We start from the raw sequence: 21,712 nt of genomic DNA, 5'->3' as shown, positions 1-21,712 counted from the left end.
TTTAGATGTTTTAATCCTACCACTCTAAGGTAAAAAGTCTTACTGCTAGATCTTGGAATTATTGATTCGTTTTCGGCTAGCATATTATATTCAATATAGTGTGACTTTGATCTCATTTATAAGTTGAGCTATTGTTACTAAAGAGAGATGCGTACCACACTATGACGCAAGTATATTGATTAACAAAACAATGTTAATGAGGTCATACCTTTCTTTACCTATGGGAATAAAAATGTTAAATTGATCACGTTTTGTTAGTGCTATAGAATACTTTGTCGTCAAGGCACCGTTAGGAATTAACAAGGATTTTACCTTGCAGGCTTACACAAAGACACTTATTGATAGACTTGATATTTCAAACCAGCAGCGCGTAGAGCGGGCTCTGGCATTAATGGATATACAAAGTCAGCACGTGTTTCATTTAATTCCAACGTTACTGCATTTCAATCATCCCTCCATCCCTGGTTACTGCGATTCTGATGTCCCTTTTGGTGTTTATGATCTTGAGTTCAATATGGTTCAGCAACAGTTTGTTGAAGATACTGAATTGACCATAGGTCAGGTTTTAAGCACATGTTGTGAACCTGCAATCTTAGCGCTATATACTATGGGTAGCACCTCGTCCATCGGCCAAAGCACTTCCAGCGATTTGGATATTTGGGTTTGCGTTTCACCTGATATGAACTGTGAAAATAGAGGACTCTTAGCAAATAAATGCTTGCTAATTACTGAATGGGCTCAAAACCAGGGCGTTGAAGCAAATTTCTTTGTTATGGATGAAAAGCGTTTTCGCACTAACCATTCCGAAGTAATGACGGGTGATAATTGTGGTTCATCTCAACACTTATTACTTCTTGATGAGTTTTATCGTTCAGCTGTTCGTCTCGCAGGGCAAAAGCTATTATGGCAAATCGTGCCTCCTGAAATGGAAGAAAGTTACGATGAATACGTTAGTGACCTTTGTCGGCAAGGCTGCATTGACTGTGCTGAGTGGATTGACTTTGGACAGTTAAACCGTATTCCAGCTGAGGAATATTTTGGTTCAAATTTGTGGCAGTTATATAAAAGCATTGATTCGCCATATAAGTCTGTTTTAAAAGCTATTCTACTTGAGGCTTATTCATGGGAATACCCACAGACCCAACTGCTAAGTATTGATACAAAACGCCGATTCTTTACTCATGAGCCTGATCTGTATGGTATGGATGCCTACTATCTGATGCTAGAAAAAGTTACCCGATATCTTGAACGTATTGGTGATGATGCTCGACTTGATTTGGTTAGACGTTGTTTCTATCTTAAAACACATGAAAAACTATCACGTGAACCTGGAGTTGGTTCTGTAGTTTGGCGTCGAGAGGTACTAAGTGATCTTATTCAGCAATGGGGGTGGGATAACGATGTGCTCATTGAACTCGATGATCGTCGTAACTGGAAAGTAGAGCAGGTACAGGTCGTACATCATGCATTACTTGATGCACTTATGTTGAGCTATCGCAACCTCATTCAGTTTGCCCGTCGAAATGACATTACTTCTGCTATCAGTCCGCAAGACATCAGTATTCTAGCTCGAAAGCTTTACGCTGCTTTTGAGGTATTGCCAGGTAAAGTGACCTTGCTTAACCCTCAAATTTCTCCTGACCTGCATGAGCCTGATTTAAGTTTTATTGAAGTGCAACCAGGGCGGACAAATAAAGCTGGTTGGTATTTGTACAAACAGCCGCTGCAACCAGAGCGCATTATTGGCCAGTCATTTCTTGAGCATAATGAGTATCTCAGTAAGTTGGTTGCTTGGTCATTCTTTAATGGCTTGATTACGGAATCTACTCGCTTACATTCTGTAGTTCGTGATGCTCATCTTGATATAGACAAGTTTTATCAAATGGTGAGTGATTTACGTAATACGTTTTCGTTACGAAAACGTTGGCCGACTATGCAGGCTTTAGCTAGTCCGTGTGAGATTAGTCAGTTGGCAATGTTCATTAATTTGGAGGATGACCCTACAGCTAAACTCAGCGGCCGTTCACTTAAAGTTGATTTGAAATCAACCGATATTTTTAGCTTTACAGATGAGCAAATATGTCTCGTTGGTAGCGTGGACTTAGTATATCGTAATTCTTGGCATGAAGTCCGTACCTTGCACTTTAGGGGCGAAACTGCCATGTTGGACGCGCTCAAGACCGTTCTAGGAAAGATGCATCAAGATGCACTGCCACCTGAGTCTGTCGATGTTTTCTGTTATAGCAAGAACTTACGTGGAGTAATGCGCAATATGGTTTATCAGCTGCTAGCTGAGTGTATTGACTTACGCCTTAAACCGATTGAGCAAGAGAAGCGTCGTCGCTTTAAGACATTGCGTATTGCTCAACAAACGTATGGGCTATTCTTTGAGCGCCGAGGTGTGTCAGTACAGATGCTTGAAAACTCTGTCGATTTTTATCGAAGTATATCAATTAGTAAACTCAAGGGCTCACCGTTGTTGGCGCTGGATAAAGAACAAGATTTTCAGTTACCGCAAATTGTTGATTGTTATGCGAGTGAAGGTTTAATTCAGTTCTTTTTTGAAGATAGTGACCTGGGTTTTAATATCTACGTACTGGATGAAGTAAATCGTGTCGAAGTTTATCATCAATTTAGTGGTCTGAAGGATGAGATGATTGCTAGCGTTAATAGCTTTTACACATCGATAAAAGATGATAATCAGTTACCTACTCAACTTATTAATTTTAATCTCCCACAATACTACCAAATTGTTCATCCACTCGAAGGTGAGTCTTACATTGTGCCTTATCGTAATGATGGGACAAACTATTCTAAACCTAGCCGGGCTGTCAACGCGTAGTAGCCTGCTGGTATTCTGAATCAAACTCCAGAAATGCCAACAGACTTTAACTTGCTAGATCCACTCTATTTCTTCGCTGCAGTGTTTTTCACATTCTTGTCTCACCATAGTGATAAGCTCTTCGCCTGTCCTTGAACAGATCCAATTACTGTCAACTAGAGAGAAATGAAAACCTCCCGATTTGGAAGCTATCCATATTTCTTTCATCGGTTCTTGACGGTTGATGATTATCTGGCTTCGATCTTCAAATTCTAGAGTCATCACATTGCCGGAGGCTTCATAGTCAATGTCTGCCCCTGAATCATCTATCATTTCTTCGATGATTTGCATTTGAATATCTACTAACTGATGAAATTCAGTATCGTTCATCTTGTTACCCTATTGCTTTTCTAGAATGTGGTGCGATTATAGGGGGCATTGAAAGATTAATCACGACACAATGCATGAAAAAATTACTAGTTGCTTTATTTGTTTTAACTGTTCTTGGCTTGACTGCTTGTGGTCAAACTGGACCTCTTTATATGCCTGAAGATGTGCCTCATAATGAGCAGCCTTCACAACAATAATTATTTTAATAAGGGATCTCATTTTGGATTACTTTAACTATCAAGATGATGGCCAGTTATGGGCCGAAGGTGTACCACTGACGAAGTTAGCAGAGCAGTATGGGACTCCTCTCTATGTTTACTCGCGGGCGACATTTGAACGTCATTGGAATGCGTTTGATAAGTCTGTTGGAGAACATCCACATCTGGTCTGTTATGCCGTGAAAGCTAATTCGAATATAGGAGTTCTTAATACTCTAGCGCGTCTTGGCTCCGGATTTGATATTGTATCGGGTGGTGAATTAGAACGTGTTATTGTAGCAGGTGGAAACCCTAATAAGGTCGTTTTTTCGGGAGTAGGTAAGACTGCTGACGAAATGAAGCGTGCCTTAGAGCTGGGTATTAAGTGCTTCAATGTTGAGTCTGAGCCAGAGTTAGAAAAACTTAATCAAGTTGCAGGTGAGTTAGGGGTCAAAGCGCCTATCTCGCTACGTATTAACCCAGATGTTGATGCGAATACTCACCCTTATATATCGACGGGTTTGCGTGATAACAAGTTTGGTATCGCTTTTGACAGAGCTCCAGCAGTGTATAAATTTGCCCAAAGTCTTGAACACTTAGACATCAAAGGTATTGATTGCCATATTGGTTCTCAGCTCACAGATATTGAACCTTTTATCGACGCAACAGATCGCTTACTGGCATTGATTGATGATCTTAAGGCTCAAGATATACATATTAAACATCTTGACGTCGGTGGTGGCTTAGGCGTTATTTATCGTGATGAATTACCACCTCAGCCATCAGATTATGCGAAAGCACTGTTGGGAAGACTGAAAAATCACCAAGATTTAGAGCTGATATTTGAACCTGGTCGAGCAATTGCTGCTAATGCGGGTGTATTGTTAACTAAAGTGGAATTCCTTAAGCACACTGAACATAAGAATTTTGCCATTATCGATGCAGCGATGAATGACCTAATGCGTCCAGCCCTATATCAAGCATGGCAAGATATTGTGCCTGTTGTTCCACGAACTGGTGAAGCAGTAAATTATGATTTGGTTGGCCCAATCTGTGAAACAGGAGATTTCCTTGGTAAAGACAGGTCTTTAGTCCTAAAGGAGAATGACTTATTGGCAGTGCGCTCAGCGGGTGCTTATGGTTTTGTTATGTCTTCCAATTATAATACCCGAGCGCGAGCTGCTGAAATTATGGTTGACGGCGGCAATATGCATTTGGTGCGTCAGCGTGAGGAGTTATCGAGCTTGTGGGCACTAGAGAATATTCTTCCGGAGTAATTTAAGTCTTATGCATTTCCATTTTTCTAAAATGCATGGTTTGGGTAATGACTTTATGGTTGTTGATTGTATTACCCAAAACATTTTCTTCTCTCCTGATTTGATCCGTCGTTTGGCTGATCGCAATACAGGAGTTGGTTTTGATCAGCTTTTGATAGTCGAAGCACCTTACGACCCAGAAACTGATTTTCACTATCGAATCTTTAATGCCGACGGCAGTGAAGTCGAGCAGTGCGGTAACGGTGCCCGCTGCTTTGCTCGTTTTGTGCGCATGAAAGGATTGACCAACAAGTTCAGCATCAGTGTTAGTACCAAAAAAGGCAAGCTGACGCTAAATATTGAAGATGACGATCAAGTGACGGTAAATATGGGAGTGCCTGAGTTTGAACCGGGCAAGATCCCTTTTAAAGCGAAGCAAGTTGAGAAAACTTATATATTGCGCCTAGATGATCACACGTTATTTTGTGGTGCTGTCAGTATGGGGAATCCACATGTCGTGACAGTTGTACCAGACACTGAGACAGCAGACGTGGAAACTCTAGGCCCATTACTAGAGTCACATGAACGCTTTCCAGAGAAAGTTAATGCGGGTTTTATGCAGGTTGTGAACCGCAATGAAGTAAATCTGAGAGTATTTGAACGTGGTGCAGGGGAAACTCAGGCTTGTGGTAGTGGGGCATGTGGTGCAGTTGCAGTTGGGATTATGCAAGAGCTACTTGATGAAACGGTGCAAGTGAATCTGCCAGGTGGTTCATTAAAAATCAGTTGGAAAGGACAGGGTAAACCATTGTTTATGACAGGTCCTGCCTGCCATGTTTTCGATGGTCAGCTAAGCTGTTAAGAGAATAAACTGTTAAAGGTATCAATGTGTCACAGTTTGAAGCGGATGCACTAACCTCTGAGGTTGTTGCAAACTACTTACGCGAACATCCTGATTTTTTTACTAAGCGCGGCGACTTAGTCGATAGTCTTGCTTTACCTCATCACGAGGGTCAGGCAGCCATCTCTCTAGTTCATTTGCAAATGAAAAGGCAACGTCAGCGTATTGATGAATTGGAAGAAGAAATTAGCACTTTAATGTCGTTGGCAAAAAGTAATGATCGTACTTTTCACGAATTTATGTCGCTTGAGGAGAGTATTCTCAAGTGTGATTGCTTAATATCTGTTATCAAAACGATCGAAGATGCGGCGAAGTTGATGGGTTTAGTGGCCTATTTTCGTTTGTTAGGGACGCAGCCGGGATATTATTCACTCGACAAAAATGGTTATCAACGTTTTGCTACTAACTACCTTAATGGTAAAAGTGCTTATTTAGGTCGTTTACGTAAAGCGGATCAAGTTTTATTGCTAGGTGATGGAGCACGAGCTCCCGAGATGGGATCTTATGTAATTTTGCCTCTGAAAAAGAAGTCACTCCAAGGTATTTTAGTGTTCTCTAGTAGTGATGGTGGGCATTTTCAACCCGATATGGATACCTTATTTTTGAGACACCTTACTTTAGTGCTGTCTCACCTAGTTGATACACTACCATGGAAAGGCCAGACGTATGAAAGAGTTAGTCACTCCTCTTCCCAGTAGTTTACAGAGCCCATTAGATCGCTTCTACGAGTATTTAAGAAGTGAAAAAGGGTTGAGTCTTCATACCCAACGTAATTATAAACAGCAACTTGAAACCATGGCGCAGCACCTAGTTTCTATGGGGATAAAAGATTGGGATCAAGTTGATGCTGCTTGGGTTCGACAGCTTGCAAGTAAGGGTATGCGTAATGGCATGAAAGCGAGTAGTCTTGCGACTAGGTTATCCTCGCTACGGAGTTTTTTTGATTTTTTGATTTTACGTGGTGAACTGACTGCCAATCCGGCCAAAGGTGTTTCAGCGCCTAGAAAGCAAAGGCCATTACCGAAAAACCTTGATATTGATGAAGTGAGTCAACTACTTGATGTAAATGAAGATGATCCATTGGCTATTCGTGATCGAGCCATGATGGAGCTTATGTATGGCTCTGGTCTTCGATTAGCAGAGGTGGTCGGTATTAACATCCGCGATCTGAGTTTGTCGTCGGGTGACATTCGCGTTATGGGTAAAGGAGATAAAGAACGTAAAGCTCCATTTGCGGGCATGGCCAAAGAATGGGTAACTAAATGGCTCAAGGCACGTGGAGCGATAGCAAATGCTCAAGAACCTGCCCTATTTGTTTCTAAACTTGGGGGCAGAATTTCTCATCGTAGTGTACAAAAGCGTTTGGCTGAGTGGGGACAAAAGCAGTCTGTTGCTAGCCATATTAGCCCACATAAATTACGTCATTCATTTGCGACTCATATGCTCGAGTCGAGCCAAAATCTGAGAGCGGTTCAAGAATTATTAGGTCATGAGAATATTTCAACCACTCAGATATACACCCATCTCGACTTTCAGCACTTAGCTGATGTTTACGATCAGGCCCATCCAAGAGCCAAGAAAAAAGAGGGCAATTGATGAGGTTTTTTCGCCCATTAGCTGCTATTCATGCCATGACTTTCGATTTGGATGACACATTATACGATAATCGTCCAGTTATTAAACGGTTAGAAACCGAGTTTGCTTTATGGCTACATAAGTTTCACCCGATTTCCACTACCCAGCCAATGAGCTGGTGGCGTAAGCTTAAAAACGAGCTTGTTAGAGCAGATAGTTGGTTAGCCAACGATCTCTCGCTATGGCGCTATAAGCAGATTGAAACTGGCCTGTACCGCCTTGGATATAAAGAAGAACAAGCAAAACAGGCGGCGGAAGAAGCAATGCAGCAAGTACGTCACTTACGTAGTGACTTTGAAGTACCTTGGCAAACTCATCAGGTCATGGAAGAGCTTGCCAAATGTATTCCCTTAGTGGCGATTACTAATGGCAATGTTGATGTGGAACGTATTGGCTTAGCAAACTATTTTTCTCTCATACTTAAGTCGGGGCGAGATGGTTATGCCAAACCCCATTGTCAGCTGTTTGATAAAGCAGTTGAACATCTTCAACTACCACCTAGTATGGTGCTGCATGTTGGTGACCATTTACTTAGTGATGTACAAGGAGCGAAAAATAGTGGTCTAAAGGCCTGCTGGTTTAATGATCAATGTAGTTTGCTAACAAAGCATGGCAGTGCTCGAATTCTACCTGATGTCGAGATATCGAGTTTGACTGAGCTTTCTTTACTAATTAATCCTCACTCTAAATAGTTCAAACGAGTTAAAGCGAAGTCTACCCAGTACGCAAATTTATTATTTGAGCTGGTGGCCGCTTTTGTCTGCGTAGAAAGCCTTGCTGTAATGGATGAGAAACTGATGTAGCTGAACAGCAGATTCTGCATAACCTAAGCATCGAATAATTTCTGCACCTACCTCGAGAGTGCATAGATTGCCGAACTTTTGATTGCGACGAAGGTGGTAGCTCGATGCTATGTCAGCATCCAAACTAACCTTTGGTATATCCTGTAGCCAAGGGCTTTTACGCAACATTTTATTAGCTTCTTGCCATGTACCATCGAGAATTATAAATAAAAGAGTAGTGTTTTTTATTTGACCTCCGTTGTGGATAGCTTTGTTTATTAATTGACTCTGTTGCCCTGGAAATAGCACAAATGCTTGATAGCTAGGATCCGATATCAACGCCGACAACTTGGAGCAGGGCTGTTTTCTTTTCCAGATATGCTGGCTGGCAGACTTAGTAGATTTGAGTAACCATTGGCCGGTATTTGTTTCTCGCCCCTGCTCATTTTCATGCATTAAGAGTGCAATGTGAGCATTAATCTCAATCAATGGTATGTGGTCACATATGCAGTTATATTTTAGCCCGCACTCTAGACAAGAGGAGATCATATTAAAGTGTGATGCCTCCTTGGTGGGGTGTCAGGCCATCAGAGAAAAGTTGAATTGGACTGATCTCATCATAGCTGGCAACAGGTGCATTACTTGGGTTGAGAGGGTAATGGCTACCATCAAATTTTAAAGTGTGTTGATTAGGGGTCGCACCACCACCACTGACAAACATTACGAAATCGCGCCAATCATGATGACTTTTCACTCCTAAGTTTAAAGGGGTTTGTACCAATGTTATCCGGCTATTGAATTGCCATTTTTGATTGATGTTGCTGAAAATCAATAGAGTGCATCCACCTGAACCGCACCAATCTAGTTGTGCTAATAACTCTTTTTGTCCATCAGCGTTGAGATCATAAGTGAGCCAGCGGTAACGAGTACCGGAGGAATCTTGATTGGTATTTGCAAAGTATGTTCTCAACGCTTCATCAACCATAGGATTAAATTCAGCACTGGAGCGGATTTTGTTGATGTCTGGTGAAATTTGTTTAGTAGGGTTTGTTGCTACTACTTTGTAAAGCTTCAGTCCACCATTAGTAATGTCGTAGATTATGTTGCCAACTTTTTCTTGTGTTGCACTTAACTGGTTTACCCCATCCTTGGTATAAATACGCTCAGAACGTAGTGATTGACCTTGTAAGTGAGTGCTCACAACTTGAACTTGCTGGTTATTAATTTGTTGCCAAAAGCCTTTCTCTACCGTGTCTTCAGTGCCATTTTGGTAGCTATAAATTGTGTTAGCAGTATGGTCGGGGCTTAATCTTAGTGTGACACTAAAAGGCGCGCCAGTATTTGATTCTGCTTGATAGGTGGATGCCCAATTTAAGGATGTATCCTGATTTGAAAGTGTCGCGCAGCCGTGAAGGTTCTTATCATGATGTTTGAGCGTTGAAGTCCAGCCATAGAGGCTATCACTCATGTTATCGGTACAGCTTTGCTGGTTAAGTTCTAGCTCCCCATTGCTTAATGTGTAGCGACGACGATCATCTTGCAGTTTGCTTGATAGTAAATCTAGGTTTTCCGGTTGGGTATTTATTCCACTGAACTTCAATGTATTTTTTTGAAATTCTATTGACCAAAAAGGCTCATTACCAAATGCTCTAGTGGGTTGAGTTGGCTGATTACAGCGTTTGGGATTTTCAGCTGTTAGAAGATTAATTTTTTCGACTACAAAGCGTGCGCCATAGTTTGCAGCAAATCCTTTATTGCCAGTAGTTTCAAGGTGACCTATTACTTCACCATATAAGGGCGCATAAGGGGAACGGACTAGCGTCATTCCTTGTTGAAAACGGTCTTCTGGCATATCTAGCCAATACTGTTGTTGACTTCCACATGGTGTAATAGAGCGGACTTCTTTACCAAGAACAACTTCACCACGAATAACAAAGGATTGAGGTTGGATTGAGGAAGGATTACTTAGTGAAGCTAATGGTGCACTCGGGTGGCTAGATTGGAAACTGGAACAAGCTTGCAGTAGCAAAGCTATAGTGAGTACCACTGGGTTTCTTAACGCCTTCATGGTATATCTTCCTCATAGTAAATCATTTGGGCGTCATTATGTCATATTGGCTATTCAAAACTGAACCAGACACTTTCTCTATTGACACACTTCGCACACAAACTACTTCTTGTTGGGAAGGCGTACGGAATTATCAAGCTCGAAATATGATCCGAGATCAAGTCAAAGTTGACGACTTAGTCCTAATTTATCACTCTTCATGTAAACATGTAGGGGTGGTTGGTATTGCCAAAGTAATTAAGCAGGCCTATCCGGATCATTTTGCTTTTGATCCTGAGAGTGCATATTTTGACCCTAAATCGTCTGTCGATAATCCACGCTGGTTTATGGTGGATATTGAGTTTGTTAGGAATATGGAGCTTTTTATCCCTTTATCTGAAATGAAAGCAATGCCAGAACTTGACAATATGCCTTTAGTAAAACGTGGTAACCGCCTATCAATCATGCCTGTAAGTGAGCTTGAATGGCAGGCGATATTGAGCAAAGAGAAGAGCTCTTCGTAATCAGTAGCAGTACAGGACTTTTTATTTTAGAACAAATGTGTATGAAGATAGTGAGCTACAGCATCATTTGCATTACTGCCGATCACTTCGTTGTCAGGTAGTGCCTCTTTCACCTTATCATGAGCGGTTTCCATAACAAGGCCTTTTCCAGCCATAGAAAGCATTTCGACGTCATTCATACCGTCACCAAATGCAATACAGTTCTCAAGAGTTAGGTTGAGAGAGTTTGTGACGACTTTGAGTGCTTCACCTTTAGAAACTTCTGCCGCCATGACTTCTAAGCACCATGGTGTAGAAAAGGCAATATTGAGTTTTCCTGCAAATTTCTCATTCAGTTGCTGTTCAAATTTAACTAAATGTTCATGATCTTTATCTGGATGAGTGAAGAAGACTTTTGCAATGCCATCAGTGGGTGCTGTTTGAGAATCAAAACTTTTGAAAGCAAAGCCTGACTCGTTATGGAATGCTGCAAGAGCGTCGTTATCACGATCTAGCAGCCAACTTTCATCTTTATACATGTTGATGAAAATATCAGGGTCCTGACGTATCACATCAATCACTGGTTGGATTAGAGTGGAAGGAATATTATTACTGTACATCAGGTTGTCGTTTTTATCATGGACTCGAGCACCGTTAGAAGTGATCATATAGGCTGGTATTCCGACTTGGCTGCGAATACCAGCAACATCGACATGATGACGGCCTGTTGCAAAAATAAAGGTGTAGCCCTTGTGATGTAGCTCTTTTAATGTTCTTTTGGAGAACTCGCTTAGTTTATGATTTGGGGCTAGCAAGGTGCCATCTAAATCAGAGGCGACGAGTTGAAAAGGGTTCTCTTTGCGTATTTCTGTCATATCATCCTCATGATTTATTCGATACTACGAAAGTTTAAGGTCTCCATTCTATCCCAATGTTTAAGATGAAAAGAGGGTAAAGATAAGTTTGAGTTTTTTCCTAGTTTATCAATAGAGGTCGAAGAAAGTGAGCATTGTGTCTAGCGCTTGGTTTCTGTATTCATCTTTTTCAAATAAAATTTCGTGACGCGAGTGATTAATATGTTTTAACACGCAGTTGAAATTATTTTTGGCCAGCTTTTTGAAGAATGTGCTCTGATCATGATTTGAAACGATTTTGTCATTGCCTGCTTGTAGCAGCAGCAGTGGGATCTTAATGTGCCTGGCCATAAGATGACATTTCTTAGCTGCCATCAGTCCTTGCCAGACCCAACGATTACTGGCTCCACCAATTTTAAGTTCTGGCTTTTGCTCGTAAAGATTTCTGAACCATTGATAGCGCGTATAACTTTGAGTGAGAAAGTTGTTTTCAAAGGGTTTGGGGTAATAATCTTGTTGGCCAGGTGCAAAAGAAGGCTGCGTTGATAGTGCTGTCATAATCTGAGCAAAAGGAATGGCAATAAGTTTAAGATGCCAAGGTAAATTAATGCCAAACATAGGTGCACTAAGTGCAACTGCAGAAAATGGATGGTTTGGATAAGTTTGTAGGTAACGGGTCGCTATGTTTCCTCCCATCGAGTGCCCCATCAAATAGCAACGTTCGTACGGTTCTAGATTGAAGTGCTGCATTAGGTGATGTAAGTCATGAACATAGTCGTCAAACTCTTCTACATAACCCATTTGTATGTCATCAATCAAGCGATCAGATAAGCCCTGACCTCTATGATCGAACGAGTAAATATTATAGCCCTGTTGGAAAAGATCATAGAAAAGTTCCTGATATTTCCAAGTACATTCAATACGACCATTTACTAGCACGATTGCTTTGTGATGCTTAGCGGATGTGAGTTTTATCCAAAACAGTTGAGTTTTATCAAAGGATTGAACGAAACCTTCCTCACGTCTTGACCAAAATTGAGCAATATGGCTATTGATTGCTTGCTCAAAATTCAACTCTTGGGTATAAGAGGATTGAATATTTAAGACTGATTTATTCATGATCTTGGGCCTACTATCGATACGAATAAAATGGATAAGTCTAAATTATGTGTGGCCAAGGCCGTTTAGTCGAGGAGAAAATACAGTGGATATGCATGTTTGGTTCGCCTATGTAGTAACAGCGGTTGTGTTTAGTCTGGCTCCAGGTTCAGGTACAGTAAATTCTATCAGTAACGGTATCTCATATGGAACTCGTAAGTCACTATTAGCGGTTGCTGGATTACAAGTTGGTCTAGCGATACACATTATGCTGGTAGGTATAGGTATTGGTACTTTAGTTGCACAGTCAGCAGCAACTTTTGCTGTTATAAAATGGTTTGGAGTAGGATATCTGATTTGGCTTGGAGTACAGAAATGGCGAGATACATCTTCGTTGGTTGCTCAGGCAGGTGGCGAAGTCCTACCTGCCCATGTGCTAATGCGCAAGGCCGTACTGATCAATCTAACTAATCCTAAATCTATAGTTTTTTTAGTAGCACTTTTTCCTCAGTTTATTGATCCTGCAGGAGATCAGCTTGGTCAACTATTAGTGTTAGGTGTAACGACTGTAATCATCGACTCGATTGTGATGATAGGATATACCTCTTTAGCTGCACAGATGGCACGCTTTATTCGCTCTGATAAAATCATGCGCAAGCTTAATAAATTATTTGGCTCCATGTTTATATTCTGTGGAGCATTATTAGCTGTTGCGAAAGCCTAAGTGGCTCTGGGGTAAGTAGCTAATGCGTGATACTTATGTGGCCCGTCAGCCCATTTTTAATGCAAAAAGACAAACTTTAGGGTACGAGCTGCTGTTTCGTGATGGTGAACAGAACTCTTATCCTGCTCATATTGAGTCCAACCGAGCGACGTATCGGTTAATCGTCGAGAATTTTTTGTCCCTCGGGGTTAACCCCGCGCTGGTTCAATCGCGAAGTTTTATTAATTTTCCTCATAAAAGCTTGTTAAGGCGCTTGCCTCTAACTTTGCCTAGAGACAAAGTTGTGATTGAAGTTTTGGAAACGTGTTCTCCTACTGATGAATTATTTGAAGCGATTAAAGAAATTAGTCTCGCTGGGTATATCATTGCTTTGGATGATTTTGTTTACAGCCAAGACTGGGAGCGCTTTCTACCGTTTATTCAGATTATCAAACTTGACATTATGGCAATGGGCTTAGAGGTGGCGTGTGAGTTTGTTAAGCTGCATAAATCTCGTGGCAGTAGGCGCAAATTTTTGGCCGAGCGAGTTGAGACTGAGCAAGATTTTTTAACCGCTCGCTCTGCAGGTTTTACCTTTTTCCAAGGCTATTTTTTTAGTAAACCTGAGATGATAAAGCAGCGCTACATCAGTCCTGAGCAGATTATTGCGATGGAGCTACTGAGTGAGGTTTGTAAAACAGATGTCGACTTCCAAAAAGTTGAAGCAATCGTTGCAAAAGATGTCGCTTTATCTTACCAGTTACTGCGCTTTGTTAATACAATGTCTGAAAGGCTAGAAGTGACAATATCTTCGTTTCGTCAAGCTTTAGTGTATCTTGGGGAAGATAAGCTGCGTATTTTTGTTTCACTCGCTGTGGCCTCTTTTATTTCATTACAAAAGCCTAAAGAGCTTTACAATGTATCTCTTCAGCGCGCGCAATTTTGCCAACTTATGGCTCGTGATAACCCGTTCAATCAGTTTCAAGAACAAGCATTCCTGATTGGTCTTTTCTCAACATTAGATGCTTTACTGGATCTTCCTTTGGAAGAGTTGGTTCGACAACTTCCTCTTAACCATTCGATAGAAAAAGCCTTATTAGAGCGGCAGGGGCCATATGGGATTTTGCTCAACCTAGAAGAGTGTTATGAGAAAGCGGATTGGCTTGGAATGCAGAAAGCTTGTCAGCAACTTAATTTATCAGTTGATGAGGTTATGCCTCGTATTTCTGAGGCTCAGCGCTGGAGTAGAGACATCCACCGCCTCATCTAAAGAACCAACGATATTATTCCGTGAACTTTTTATGACACTGCTACTCTATGATTGATCTTTGTTGGATTTTAAATAAATATATTCGCATATTCATATAAGGTTATATTTGTATGTTGCCGCATCAATTTTTTAAATTGCTCTCTGATGAAACTCGAGTGCGTTGTGTATTGTTAATTGAACGTGAGCAGTGCTTGTCGGTGGGTGAGTTGACAGAGGCTCTTCAGGAAAGTCAGCCAAAGATTTCTCGCCATCTTGCTCAATTGCGCTCGAATGGAATTTTAGTTGATATTCGTCAAGGGCAATGGGTTTTTTATCGATTCAGCAAGGACCTACCAGGTTGGATGAGAAAGTTAATAGACAATCTGGTTGCTTCTCAGTGCTTAGCAGACATGTACCAGAAAGATGTTGAGAGACTTAATGCAATTTCTGGGCGACCGGTTTGCTGTCAGGGGATGTAATATTAAAAAGGATAGAGTAATGACAATTAAGGTTGGAATTAATGGATTTGGCCGGATTGGACGTTTGGCTTTACGTGCTGCATTTGATTGGAAAGAAATTGAGTTTGTACTGATTAATGATATTGCGGGTAATGCACAAACACTGGCACATCTATTGGAGTTCGACTCAGTACAAGGTCGATGGCATCATGAAGTGAAAGCGCAAGATGATCATATTGTAGTCCAAGGGCAAAGTATTAAATCAAGGCAAGAGGAAGATATCGATGCCATTGATTGGTCTGGTTGTGATGTTGTTATTGAAGCGACAGGTAAGCATCGCAATGCTTCCTTTCTCGATAAATATTTAGCCCAAGGTGTAAAGCGAGTTGTTGTTTCGGCCCCGGTAAAGGGTGGGGATGTTGCCAACATTGTGGTTGGTGTTAACGATCACATTTTTGATCCAGAAAAACACCGAGTGGTTACTGCTGCGTCATGTACGACCAATTGCATCGCTCCTATTGTAAAAGTGATTCATGAGACGTTGGGTATAGAGAGGTCCTCCTTTACCACTATTCACGATTTGACCAATACCCAGACGATACTTGATGCACCGCATAAAGACTTACGGCGTGCAAGAGCTTGCGGTATGAGTCTAATCCCGACGACCACTGGTAGTGCTACGGCTATTATTGAAATATTTCCAGATCTGAAAGGTAAAATTAATGGTCATGCTGTTCGGGTTCCACTTGCGAATGCATCATTGACCGACATTATCTTTGAGGTCAATCGTGATACAACCCCTGAGGAAGTGAATGGCCTACTAAAAGATGCATCTAAGGGAGAATTGAACGGTATTTTAGGCTTTGAAGAGCGCCCTCTTGTGTCGATAGATTATAAAGGTGATCAGCGTTCTAGCATAGTTGATGCCCAATCTACAATGGTGGTCGGTAAGCGGATGGTTAAAATTTATGCTTGGTATGATAACGAAATGGGTTATGCGACTCGTACTGCTGAGTTAGTGCGCAAAGTCGGCCTTGTGTAAATGAAACTTAGATGAGGCATTTTCTATGATTGTAAATTTATCCAAGAATGTACGTCAGTACATCTTGGTGACGTTTAACTACTGGAATTTCACCATTACAGATGGAGCATTAAGAATGCTGGTGGTGCTATATTTCCACGATTTAGGATATAGCACACTAGAAATTGCCTCCTTGTTTCTCTTCTACGAGTTTTTTGGTGTTGTAACTAATTTAGTTGGTGGTTTTCTAGGGGCTAGGCTTGGTTTAAATAAAACCATGAACCTTGGGCTAGCGATGCAGATAATTGCTTTGAGTATGCTTGCTGTGCCCAATGCCTGGCTAACTATCTCTTGGGTTATGTTGGCTCAAGCTTTGTCTGGCATTGCTAAAGATCTTAACAAAATGAGCGCAAAGAGTTCTATCAAGTCGTTGGTACCTGATGAACAGCAAGGTGCGTTATATAAGTGGGTAGCGATTCTGACTGGCTCTAAAAATGCCTTGAAAGGTGTTGGTTTTTTTATGGGTGGCCTGTTGCTTTCTCTGATTGGCTTTAAATATGCTGTGATCTTGATGGCAAGTGTCTTAGCTCTGGTTTTGATGGGTAGTTTGTATGGTCTAGAAAGTGATTTGGGTAAGGCGAAGAGTAAACCTAAGTTTAATGAAATTTTTTCCAAATCACGTTCGATTAATATTTTATCTGCTGCTCGGATGTTTTTATTCGGTGCAAGAGATGTTTGGTTTGTTGTGGCTTTACCTGTTTATTTAGGAAGTGTATTTGGTTGGGATCACTTATGGGTTGGTGGTTTTTTAGCAACTTGGGTGATCGCCTATGGTTTCATGCAAGGTTTAGCGCCAAAAATTACCGGTCGAGCTCACCATAAGGCTCCGGATGGTACCTCAGCGTTGTTTTGGGTTAGTTTATTGGCACTGATTACTGCAGGCGTTGCGTTTGGGGTGGAAATGAATTGGCAGCCAGAGCTGGTTATAGTGGTTGGTTTGTTGATATTTGGTGCTGTGTTTGCCGTCAATTCGTCTCTTCATTCCTACTTGATAGTAAGTTATGCCAAAGGTGATGGCGTGTCTTTGGATGTTGGTTTTTACTATATGGCCAATGCGATGGGTCGGTTAATTGGCACAGTGCTTTCTGGCTGGATATTCCAAATATCAGGCTTGGCGGCTTGTTTGTGGGTTTCGTTTGTTTTTATTGTTTTAGCAACGTTAATCTCTATTCAGCTGCCGACAAAAAATAAGGAAGTAGCTGCTTAGGAGAAATACAGTTCTATGACTAAAAGCTGACTTAGGCTATATCTTAGGCCACTGCTTTATTGCTAAATTGAAAGTCTCAAATGGTTAATCTGAACAATAGGGTTTGAGTATGAGTAGAAAATGGCTAAGAAGAATATGCTACAGGTGGTCAAATAATGAGCTAATGCTTGGTAGTAAAGTGGAGGAACTTATCACCTTGGTAGGTAAGTACGCCCCTATCGCCAGGATTTATGGCGTGGAAGTAGTGGGCTCCAATCTGAAACTCACGTCTTGGTCCTATGAGCCCTTTCTGTACATATATCCAATATTGTTGTTCCTCTAGTCCGACATCGTGTACTGATGGATAAAATACTTGCTTGTCGATAACCACAACATGAGCTGTTTGTTCTGGTGCATTGTATTCTTGAATATGCTTGATGTAGAACCGACTAAATAACCAGCCGCTGGCGATAATGCCTGTAGCAAGGATACAAAACAAAATTAGTGGCATAATCTTTTCCTATTGTAGCTTAATCCTTTGAATTATCAGGTTAGTGTAATTCTAATTCGATGTTAGGTTTGTACCTTTCATGAGACAGCGGTTTGCTTTATCTGTTTATGTGGAATTCTTCGAGGTATATCACATGCTGACAACTTTTTTTTCCGTATCCTGATATGGTTAACCTTTGATTCATATGGATTATTTGCTTGTGTAAGAGATGTTGGGTTATATGTAATGGTGGTTACTGGTCGTTTGAGTTGGTTGGATGCTGATTTTGTGCGCTAAATTTATTGGCGATGGAGGGAGTTATGTCTGATATCGAGAAAGTAGTAACACGGACACGGAAAATTGAAACGCTGCTTCGCATACAATATCACGCTGAAGGTAAGGGTTTGCACCAGTTGGTTACGAGTTGTGAGGAACGTTTACCACATGATGTGATTGGAAAATTGCGTTATATCGCAACTATCCGTAATAAAATAGTACATGAAGAAGATTATAAGCTGGAGAGTTGTAGAGATTTTCTAGTTGTGTGTGATGAATGTGAGAAGGAACTGACACCGAGAAGCAGTCGTTTTATTTGGAGGGCTGCGATTACCTTAATGACACTGATTACGTTAGCTGCGTTATTTTTCTATTATGCCCACTGGGATACTTTGTCCAAGCATCTATAGTTAAAGCCATGAATTTGCAACTTTTCACCCTATGGTAAAAGTGTGTTGTCTGTTGAATAAATGGCCTATGTTTGGTTGTAAAATTATCATAAAACAAAAAAGGGACGCTTTGCGTCCCTTTTTTGTTTTATGATATGGTTTAGTACATCATCGGCAGCGTCATTAGGCCAACAACAACCGCGATCATTACAAGTCCTTGTTTTTGTGAGGAAGTAATCATAACCCTGCTCCTTTAAATTGATGTTTTAATCTATACATTTAAGAATAGCAGTATTTTTGCACTTTGATCAAGTATTTATTTTCATAAAGCTCAAAAGTTAATGTTTATGTGGCCAAAAATAACAATATAAAACGTATTTTAGGGATTTTGGTTGTTATTTTTAAGCTGTTCGTATCTTGTTCAGTTTGATGATTTTTGTTTTTATCTATATGTTTTTATGTGATTTTTTATTATTACATTGTTGGGTTTTTTTAGGTTTATAGTGGTTTATGTGTGATATATTCAATTAAATGTCAGAGTTGAGTAAATGATATGATTACACTGGTTTTTGTCTGATTTTCTTCACTATAGTTTATTATTTTGTTTTAAAAGTGTTTTAAAATACTAGCCAATACATTTCTGGCTAATAATTATACAGCGTAATTTATTTTAAGTATATGATTTTTAATGTGATTTATTTCCTTCTTGGTGATTTTATAATGATTCCATAATGCTTTGTTTGTTTCGTTAGATAATTGTGTAGAACTAATAAAACATTAAGTTATCTACTCTCTGATTCAAAGTGGTATATCGTAAGTGGTATAAGCTAAGCCTAATCAAGATCGAAATTTTGCTTTTCATTTCTGGACATCTTTGCGCTCCTGCCTAAACTGGCGTCTCAGTTTAGAATAGGGGGAAGCATGTGGAGCTGGCTTTCAGTTGCGTTATCAGGGTTTATTAGCATTAGTGCTAATGAAGGCAGTCAGTACAGGCTCGCGGCAGTATTTAAAGCATTATCCCTTCTTATGCTAGCGCTAATACTCTGGACTCAGAGCGGTGTGGATAGTGTGTCTGTATGGTGGGTAACGCTTGGCATAGGGGTTTCTATCCTTGCAGACGTTCTCTACATTTATAAGCAAAAGAAAAAACTGTGTTTTTCTGCGTTTATCTTAGCGCAGCTTTGTTACAGTACTGCTTATTGGCTGATGCTTTCGGGTGGAATGGTTTGGTGGTTACCCGCTATGTTGTTAGCCATTGGTATTGTTGTGTTCTTTCTCATGCTACCAAAAATTGATCGTGTAATCTTTCCTGTTGTAATCATGGGGATGGTTTTGTTTCAATTTAATTGGGCAGCAGGAGAGGTATGGTTAATGGCAGGAACCATCGCTAGTATTATGGGTTTTATAGGGACGCTGACATTAACACTTTCTGCAGTTTTACTGGCAATACACGATTACAAGCACTCTTTTCTATATGGCCGTTATCTGATCTCTGGCAGTTACCTGTTGGCCCACTCATTAATTGTCTCTTCTTTGATCTCGTAAAATCAATGATTTAGCTATCAATACTAGATGTTACTTTTGACAGGTTTTTGGTTGAATGATATTGGCAGTGCCATAAATTGTAGTGGAGTAATAGTATTGAAAATATCAATATTCTATGGTGATTTTCTTGCAATAAATATAGTGCTCAGGCTAAATAAGTGCGCTTTCACTACTTTGCCTTTGGAGACTAATTAATGGAAATTCTTTCTGCTGCGACCATGTTGTTCCTCATTATGGATCCGCTTGGCAATCTTCCTATTGTGTTATCCATACTAAAGCACCTAGACCCGAAGCGTAGGCGCAAAGTTTTGATGCGAGAGCTGTTTTTTGCGCTAATTATACTGATGCTGTTCCTGTTTGCAGGTAAGGCTATTTTGAGTTTCCTTCATGTTCAGCCTGAGACTTTAAGTATCTCTGGAGGGATCATTTTATTTATCATTGCGATTAAAATGATTTTTCCAAGTGCAGGGAGTATTACAGGGTTAGCTGCTGGTGAGGAGCCGTTCATTGTACCCATGGCTATTCCTATGATTGCTGGGCCTTCTGTTATTGCGGCTTTGCTACTTTTGTCAACACAACACCCTAATAAATTAATAGAGTTGTCAGCCGCTGTGATGCTAGCTTGGGGAGCAACATTTTTAATTCTTATGTTTTACGGTTTTTTCCACCGTATTTTGGGAGAGCGCGGGCTTAAAGCGATAGAGCGCCTGATGGGACTAATGTTGGTGATGATTTCTACACAGATGTTTCTCAACGGAGTGAAAAGTTACCTCGGTTAATATTTAATCCGCCGCTCTATATAAGCGGCGGTTTTAATTTTATCTACATCATGTGCTTGCGACGAATATCTAGCAGAGCGAATATTCCAAATATCAAAATTGACCATTTTTCCCAGCGAGTCATTTCAATCTTGTCACCAAATGCGCCTATGAAGATAGCTGATTGTAAGCCATGCATCATGAACAAAAAGGCAGTTAAAATATACAGGGCAATTGCTGCTTTACCTGGAAATGGCATAAAAAAGTTTAGCAGCAGGATAAACCATACAAAGCCAATCGCGGCTTTGGCCAATAGTAGTAGTACTTTCATAGCATTCTCTTTTCGTCTTGTATTCTTGTATATAGTCGATAGCTTACTTGCCCCGCATATTTCTCGCGGTGTAAATGCCAATTGCTTGGAATTCCTTCTAATATAAGCTCTTTTTCTGTTTCAATGTAAATCATGGCATCACTTGCCAGCCAACCATTATCTTCTAGAAGACAGACTGTCTGTTTAAGTAGATTTTTATGAAATGGAGGGTCAATAAATACTATATGATGTGGTATGCCTGGCTGTTGTAGGTACTGAATAGTATCACTTTGTACGGCTTTAAGGTTGGTTGCATTTAGCGATGAGATGTTCTTATTTAATTGTTCGAAAGTGCTTTGGTTTAGCTCGATCATGGTGACTTCTTTTGCCTGTCGTGATGCCGCCTCAAAGCCTAAGGCGCCTGAGCCTGCATATAAATCTAGGCATTTTGCCTGGGGGATATCCTGGGCTATCCAGTTGAACAGAGTTTCTTTTACTCGGTCAGTGGTCGGGCGTAGCCCTTCTGCATTATGAACTGGCAATTTGCGCCCTCTCCATAATCCACTAATGATCCGAACAAAGCCGGATGAAGACTTTTTTTGTGATGTGTTTTGCTGGCGACGTTGTACCATAGATTTTTTGACCGCTAATAAAGTGATACTATACCCAGTCGCTCAGTGAGTTCGAGCTGAGTAAAACCCAAATTTGTTGATGACAAAGTGTATACCATCACCATGGTGCTGAAAACTTTTCACTTTGTTGTCATTTTTCTTTTCGTAATCG

At 40.6% G+C, this 21,712-nt stretch carries 24 protein-coding genes; 16 read left to right on the top strand and 8 right to left on the bottom strand.

What is annotated here, in order from left to right; all coding sequences use genetic code 11:
- Positions 1-313: 313 nt before the first annotated feature.
- Positions 314-2,842: a class I adenylate cyclase gene (locus tag OCV27_RS14130; RefSeq protein ID WP_125322415.1), complete on the top strand. Its 2,529-nt coding sequence runs from the start codon at positions 314-316 to the stop codon at positions 2,840-2,842.
- A 54-nt stretch (positions 2,843-2,896) separates the two neighbouring features.
- On the opposite strand, the gene cyaY is transcribed toward OCV27_RS14130, so the two are convergent.
- Positions 2,897-3,211 (bottom strand): iron donor protein CyaY, encoded by a 315-nt coding sequence (gene cyaY / locus OCV27_RS14125; RefSeq protein WP_125322414.1) that lies wholly within the window; start codon positions 3,209-3,211, stop codon positions 2,897-2,899.
- A gap of 74 nt (positions 3,212-3,285) precedes the next feature.
- Between cyaY and lptM the strand changes: the two genes are divergently transcribed.
- The 6 genes from lptM to yigB are packed head-to-tail and all read left to right on the top strand — an operon-like array spanning position 3,286 to position 7,892.
- The gene (gene lptM / locus OCV27_RS20885; RefSeq protein WP_420919470.1) at positions 3,286-3,408 is read left to right on the top strand and encodes an LPS translocon maturation chaperone LptM; all 123 of its coding nucleotides are present in this window, start codon (positions 3,286-3,288) and stop codon (positions 3,406-3,408) included.
- A gap of 23 nt (positions 3,409-3,431) precedes the next feature.
- Positions 3,432-4,685, top strand: coding sequence for a diaminopimelate decarboxylase (gene lysA, locus OCV27_RS14115; protein ID WP_125322413.1), 1,254 nt, complete (start codon positions 3,432-3,434; stop codon positions 4,683-4,685).
- A 10-nt stretch (positions 4,686-4,695) separates the two neighbouring features.
- A complete protein-coding gene (gene dapF, locus OCV27_RS14110; RefSeq protein ID WP_125322412.1) occupies positions 4,696-5,526 on the top strand; it encodes a diaminopimelate epimerase in 831 nt (276 codons plus the stop codon).
- A gap of 26 nt (positions 5,527-5,552) precedes the next feature.
- Complete coding sequence (locus OCV27_RS14105) at positions 5,553-6,263, top strand: DUF484 family protein (RefSeq protein WP_125322411.1); 711 nt, start codon at positions 5,553-5,555, stop codon at positions 6,261-6,263.
- A complete protein-coding gene (gene xerC / locus OCV27_RS14100; RefSeq protein WP_125322410.1) occupies positions 6,232-7,161 on the top strand; it encodes a tyrosine recombinase XerC in 930 nt (309 codons plus the stop codon). The genes OCV27_RS14105 and xerC overlap by 32 nt, the downstream gene beginning before the upstream one ends.
- Complete coding sequence (gene yigB, locus OCV27_RS14095; protein ID WP_125322409.1) at positions 7,161-7,892, top strand: 5-amino-6-(5-phospho-D-ribitylamino)uracil phosphatase YigB; 732 nt, start codon at positions 7,161-7,163, stop codon at positions 7,890-7,892. Before xerC ends, yigB begins: the two co-directional genes overlap by 1 nt.
- 42 nt (positions 7,893-7,934) lie before the next feature.
- On the opposite strand, the gene OCV27_RS14090 is transcribed toward yigB, so the two are convergent.
- Positions 7,935-8,531: a tRNA-uridine aminocarboxypropyltransferase gene (locus tag OCV27_RS14090; protein WP_125322408.1), complete on the bottom strand. Its 597-nt coding sequence runs from the start codon at positions 8,529-8,531 to the stop codon at positions 7,935-7,937.
- A gap of 1 nt (position 8,532) precedes the next feature.
- The gene (locus OCV27_RS14085) at positions 8,533-10,050 is read right to left on the bottom strand and encodes a COG3650 family protein (RefSeq protein WP_125322407.1); all 1,518 of its coding nucleotides are present in this window, start codon (positions 10,048-10,050) and stop codon (positions 8,533-8,535) included.
- Positions 10,051-10,088: 38 nt separating this feature from the next.
- Here OCV27_RS14085 and OCV27_RS14080 point away from each other — a divergent pair, with 38 nt between their 5' ends.
- Positions 10,089-10,553 carry an EVE domain-containing protein gene (locus OCV27_RS14080; protein ID WP_125322406.1) on the top strand — a complete coding sequence of 155 codons (465 nt, stop codon included), beginning with the start codon at positions 10,089-10,091 and terminating at the stop codon, positions 10,551-10,553.
- Positions 10,554-10,579: 26 nt separating this feature from the next.
- Here OCV27_RS14080 and OCV27_RS14075 read toward each other — a convergent pair whose 3' ends face one another.
- Both OCV27_RS14075 and OCV27_RS14070 read right to left on the bottom strand, forming a co-directional pair.
- Positions 10,580-11,407: a Cof-type HAD-IIB family hydrolase gene (locus OCV27_RS14075; RefSeq protein ID WP_125322405.1), complete on the bottom strand. Its 828-nt coding sequence runs from the start codon at positions 11,405-11,407 to the stop codon at positions 10,580-10,582.
- A 108-nt stretch (positions 11,408-11,515) separates the two neighbouring features.
- Entirely contained in the window at positions 11,516-12,505 is a 990-nt protein-coding gene (locus OCV27_RS14070; RefSeq protein ID WP_125322404.1) for an alpha/beta fold hydrolase, read from the bottom strand.
- 85 nt (positions 12,506-12,590) lie between these two features.
- Here OCV27_RS14070 and rhtB point away from each other — a divergent pair, with 85 nt between their 5' ends.
- The 5 genes from rhtB (at position 12,591) to arsJ (ending at position 17,182) form a co-directional block, all read left to right on the top strand.
- On the top strand, positions 12,591-13,208 hold the full coding sequence (gene rhtB / locus OCV27_RS14065) for a homoserine/homoserine lactone efflux protein (RefSeq protein WP_125322403.1): 618 nt from the start codon (positions 12,591-12,593) through the stop codon (positions 13,206-13,208).
- A gap of 22 nt (positions 13,209-13,230) precedes the next feature.
- Positions 13,231-14,457 carry an EAL and HDOD domain-containing protein gene (locus tag OCV27_RS14060; RefSeq protein ID WP_125322402.1) on the top strand — a complete coding sequence of 409 codons (1,227 nt, stop codon included), beginning with the start codon at positions 13,231-13,233 and terminating at the stop codon, positions 14,455-14,457.
- Between the two features lie 110 nt (positions 14,458-14,567).
- Positions 14,568-14,915 carry a metalloregulator ArsR/SmtB family transcription factor gene (locus OCV27_RS14055; protein WP_125322401.1) on the top strand — a complete coding sequence of 116 codons (348 nt, stop codon included), beginning with the start codon at positions 14,568-14,570 and terminating at the stop codon, positions 14,913-14,915.
- A 19-nt stretch (positions 14,916-14,934) separates the two neighbouring features.
- A complete protein-coding gene (locus OCV27_RS14050; protein WP_125322400.1) occupies positions 14,935-15,936 on the top strand; it encodes an ArsJ-associated glyceraldehyde-3-phosphate dehydrogenase in 1,002 nt (333 codons plus the stop codon).
- A gap of 25 nt (positions 15,937-15,961) precedes the next feature.
- A complete protein-coding gene (gene arsJ, locus OCV27_RS14045) occupies positions 15,962-17,182 on the top strand; it encodes an organoarsenical effux MFS transporter ArsJ (RefSeq protein ID WP_125322399.1) in 1,221 nt (406 codons plus the stop codon).
- Positions 17,183-17,342: 160 nt separating this feature from the next.
- Here arsJ and OCV27_RS14040 read toward each other — a convergent pair whose 3' ends face one another.
- Positions 17,343-17,672, bottom strand: coding sequence for a DUF2500 domain-containing protein (locus tag OCV27_RS14040; protein ID WP_125322398.1), 330 nt, complete (start codon positions 17,670-17,672; stop codon positions 17,343-17,345).
- Between the two features lie 299 nt (positions 17,673-17,971).
- Between OCV27_RS14040 and OCV27_RS14035 the strand changes: the two genes are divergently transcribed.
- The 3 genes from OCV27_RS14035 to OCV27_RS14025 all read left to right on the top strand — a co-directional run bounded on the left by OCV27_RS14035 (position 17,972) and on the right by OCV27_RS14025 (position 20,640).
- Positions 17,972-18,337 (top strand): DUF4145 domain-containing protein, encoded by a 366-nt coding sequence (locus OCV27_RS14035; RefSeq protein ID WP_125322397.1) that lies wholly within the window; start codon positions 17,972-17,974, stop codon positions 18,335-18,337.
- Between the two features lie 900 nt (positions 18,338-19,237).
- A complete protein-coding gene (locus OCV27_RS14030) occupies positions 19,238-19,861 on the top strand; it encodes a lysoplasmalogenase (RefSeq protein ID WP_125321493.1) in 624 nt (207 codons plus the stop codon).
- Positions 19,862-20,055: 194 nt separating this feature from the next.
- Positions 20,056-20,640, top strand: a complete 585-nt coding sequence (locus OCV27_RS14025) for a YhgN family NAAT transporter (RefSeq protein ID WP_125321491.1) — start codon at positions 20,056-20,058, stop codon at positions 20,638-20,640.
- A gap of 43 nt (positions 20,641-20,683) precedes the next feature.
- Here OCV27_RS14025 and OCV27_RS14020 read toward each other — a convergent pair whose 3' ends face one another.
- Together OCV27_RS14020 and rsmD are read right to left on the bottom strand one after the other, a co-directional pair.
- On the bottom strand, positions 20,684-20,950 hold the full coding sequence (locus OCV27_RS14020) for a DUF1145 domain-containing protein (protein WP_125321489.1): 267 nt from the start codon (positions 20,948-20,950) through the stop codon (positions 20,684-20,686).
- Positions 20,947-21,561, bottom strand: coding sequence for a 16S rRNA (guanine(966)-N(2))-methyltransferase RsmD (gene rsmD, locus OCV27_RS14015; RefSeq protein WP_125321487.1), 615 nt, complete (start codon positions 21,559-21,561; stop codon positions 20,947-20,949). The genes OCV27_RS14020 and rsmD overlap by 4 nt, the downstream gene beginning before the upstream one ends.
- Between the last annotated feature and the right edge of the window lie 151 nt (positions 21,562-21,712).

It is taken from the genome of Vibrio pectenicida (genome assembly GCA_024347015.1).
Taxonomy (GTDB): domain Bacteria; phylum Pseudomonadota; class Gammaproteobacteria; order Enterobacterales; family Vibrionaceae; genus Vibrio; species Vibrio pectenicida.
The sequence above is the reverse complement of the archived record's forward strand: the minus strand, read 5'-3'. Positions and strand labels throughout refer to the sequence as shown.

What these genes read in the sequence shown, in the direction of transcription:
- xerC (WP_125322410.1), top strand. Translation starts at nt 6,232, where the DNA reads ATGAAAGAGTTAGTCACTCCTCTTCCCAGTAGTTTACAGAGCCCATTA.
- OCV27_RS14055 (WP_125322401.1), top strand. Translation starts at nt 14,568, where the DNA reads ATGTTGCCGCATCAATTTTTTAAATTGCTCTCTGATGAAACTCGAGTG.
- OCV27_RS14075 (WP_125322405.1), bottom strand. Translation starts at nt 11,407, where the DNA reads ATGACAGAAATACGCAAAGAGAACCCTTTTCAACTCGTCGCCTCTGAT.
- OCV27_RS14070 (WP_125322404.1), bottom strand. Translation starts at nt 12,505, where the DNA reads ATGAATAAATCAGTCTTAAATATTCAATCCTCTTATACCCAAGAGTTG.
- OCV27_RS14060 (WP_125322402.1), top strand. Translation starts at nt 13,231, where the DNA reads ATGCGTGATACTTATGTGGCCCGTCAGCCCATTTTTAATGCAAAAAGA.
- OCV27_RS14050 (WP_125322400.1), top strand. Translation starts at nt 14,935, where the DNA reads ATGACAATTAAGGTTGGAATTAATGGATTTGGCCGGATTGGACGTTTG.
- OCV27_RS14040 (WP_125322398.1), bottom strand. Translation starts at nt 17,672, where the DNA reads ATGCCACTAATTTTGTTTTGTATCCTTGCTACAGGCATTATCGCCAGC.
- yigB (WP_125322409.1), top strand. Translation starts at nt 7,161, where the DNA reads ATGAGGTTTTTTCGCCCATTAGCTGCTATTCATGCCATGACTTTCGAT.
- OCV27_RS14020 (WP_125321489.1), bottom strand. Translation starts at nt 20,950, where the DNA reads ATGAAAGTACTACTACTATTGGCCAAAGCCGCGATTGGCTTTGTATGG.
- OCV27_RS14080 (WP_125322406.1), top strand. Translation starts at nt 10,089, where the DNA reads ATGTCATATTGGCTATTCAAAACTGAACCAGACACTTTCTCTATTGAC.
- cyaY (WP_125322414.1), bottom strand. Translation starts at nt 3,211, where the DNA reads ATGAACGATACTGAATTTCATCAGTTAGTAGATATTCAAATGCAAATC.
- OCV27_RS14025 (WP_125321491.1), top strand. Translation starts at nt 20,056, where the DNA reads ATGGAAATTCTTTCTGCTGCGACCATGTTGTTCCTCATTATGGATCCG.
- lptM (WP_420919470.1), top strand. Translation starts at nt 3,286, where the DNA reads ATGAAAAAATTACTAGTTGCTTTATTTGTTTTAACTGTTCTTGGCTTG.
- rsmD (WP_125321487.1), bottom strand. Translation starts at nt 21,561, where the DNA reads ATGGTACAACGTCGCCAGCAAAACACATCACAAAAAAAGTCTTCATCC.
- dapF (WP_125322412.1), top strand. Translation starts at nt 4,696, where the DNA reads ATGCATTTCCATTTTTCTAAAATGCATGGTTTGGGTAATGACTTTATG.
- OCV27_RS14085 (WP_125322407.1), bottom strand. Translation starts at nt 10,050, where the DNA reads ATGAAGGCGTTAAGAAACCCAGTGGTACTCACTATAGCTTTGCTACTG.
- OCV27_RS14090 (WP_125322408.1), bottom strand. Translation starts at nt 8,531, where the DNA reads ATGATCTCCTCTTGTCTAGAGTGCGGGCTAAAATATAACTGCATATGT.
- OCV27_RS14030 (WP_125321493.1), top strand. Translation starts at nt 19,238, where the DNA reads ATGTGGAGCTGGCTTTCAGTTGCGTTATCAGGGTTTATTAGCATTAGT.
- arsJ (WP_125322399.1), top strand. Translation starts at nt 15,962, where the DNA reads ATGATTGTAAATTTATCCAAGAATGTACGTCAGTACATCTTGGTGACG.
- OCV27_RS14035 (WP_125322397.1), top strand. Translation starts at nt 17,972, where the DNA reads ATGTCTGATATCGAGAAAGTAGTAACACGGACACGGAAAATTGAAACG.